The 1,800-nt window shown below is 35.6% G+C and carries 2 protein-coding genes; both read left to right on the forward strand.

The features are described 5' to 3' along the window. Positions 1-1,278: T9SS type B sorting domain-containing protein (locus tag Z054_RS0127250; protein WP_024773129.1), on the forward strand; the 1,278-nt coding region annotated here is incomplete at its 5' end. Positions 1,279-1,352: 74 nt separating this feature from the next. Further along, on the forward strand, positions 1,353-1,800 hold a 448-nt coding region (locus tag Z054_RS0127255), incomplete at its 3' end, for a PorP/SprF family type IX secretion system membrane protein (RefSeq protein ID WP_024773130.1).

Here is a 1,800-nt window from a genome sequence, read left to right on the forward strand (position 1 = left end):
TCAGCGGTGCATACGGTAACGGTAAATGCTTCACCAACTATTATTGTAACTAGTGAACCGATTTGTTCTGAAGATTCGGCGACATATTCATTAGAAGTAACTGTAAGCTCAGGAACAGTCACAAGTACTTCGGGTACCGTGACTAATACTTCTGGTAACATATGGAGAATTGCTGGAGTGACATCAGGAGTAAATATTGATATTACCGTAACTTCTCCTAATGGTTGTCAAGGAACGATATCAGTAAATACTGTATTATGTATTGATGCCAATCATGATATTGTAAATATTGATGGAGATATAGGAGGTAGTTCTGTTAATATAGTTGAAAATAATGATACAATAAATGGAAATGTAGCTATTTTAGGTACTAATGTTACGATAACGATTAATGATACGAGTCCTGGAGATGGTGTTAGTTTAGATCCTGTTACTGGGATAGTAACAGTATTACCAAATACTCCCCCCGGAGAATATACAATTACCTATACTTTGTGTAGTGTAGCTACTCCGGTTGTTTGTGATGATGCTATAATAGTTATTACGGTAACAGGTACGAACGATATTTCCAATTTAGCATTAACCAAAACCGCTACTTATGTAGATGCAAATGGTGATGATATCCCTAATGCAGGAGATGAGATACAATACACATTTACAGTAGAGAATACAGGTAATGTAAGTATAACCAATATTATTCTTACTGATCCGCTGCCAGGAGTTGAAGTGACAGGAGGCCCAATTAATTTAGCTGTGGGAGAAATGGATACAGATAGTTTTACGGCAAGATATACTATAACAGAAGAAGATTTACTTTCTGGAAATGTGTCTAATCAAGCTACTGTAACAGGACAGAATCCAAGTGGTCAGGATGTATCAGATATATCTGATGATCCATTGAATGATACCAATGTCGACTTAGATAATGATGGGGATTTTGAAGATGAAACGGTTTTTGTTATTGAATCAGAAGAAATCATTATTTATACTGGAATGTCACCTAACGGAGACGGAGTCAATGATGAATTCAGAATAATGGGATTAAGGGATTTTCCTAAGAATACTTTGGAAATATTTAACCGTTGGGGTGTTAAAGTGTTTGAACAGGAAGGATATGAACAACCAGGTTCAAGATTCTTTAGAGGAGCCTCTAATGGACGACAAACCATAAAAGGGAATGAGGAGTTACCGGTAGGAACTTATTATTATATTCTGAAATATGAAAATGCTATTGGGATTACTAAATCTAAAGCAGGATACTTATACATTAATAGATAATTATCAAAATAAAACATCCACGAGTACGATCAGATCTGCTCGTGGATTATAATTAAAACATTCTACCAAAGCGGATGAAAAAAATAAAGATAATAGTTGTGACATCGTTTTTAAGCGTTATGTTTTTTAATAGTTATGCACAACAAGATGCTCAGTACACTCAGTATATGTATAACACCATAAGTGTTAACCCTGCTTATGCTGGTAGTCGAGGAGTAATGAGTATTATGGGTCTTCATCGTAGCCAATGGGTTGGTTTAGATGGAGCTCCCCGAACCCAGACTCTTACTCTTAATACACCTATTGGCGGGAATGAGCGAGTTGGTTTGGGCTTATCTATAGTTAATGATCAAATTGGTCCTACCGATGAGACGTATTTCGATATTGATTTTTCGTATACGATTCCTACTTCAGAGATTGGAAGGTTAAGTTTAGGTATAAAAGCAGGAGGTCATTTACTAAATGTTGATTTTCAAAAGCTATCACAATTCAATACTAATGATGCTTTGTTTGAGAGTAATA

The organism is Aquimarina macrocephali JAMB N27, from assembly GCF_000520995.1.
Lineage (GTDB): Bacteria > Bacteroidota > Bacteroidia > Flavobacteriales > Flavobacteriaceae > Aquimarina > Aquimarina macrocephali.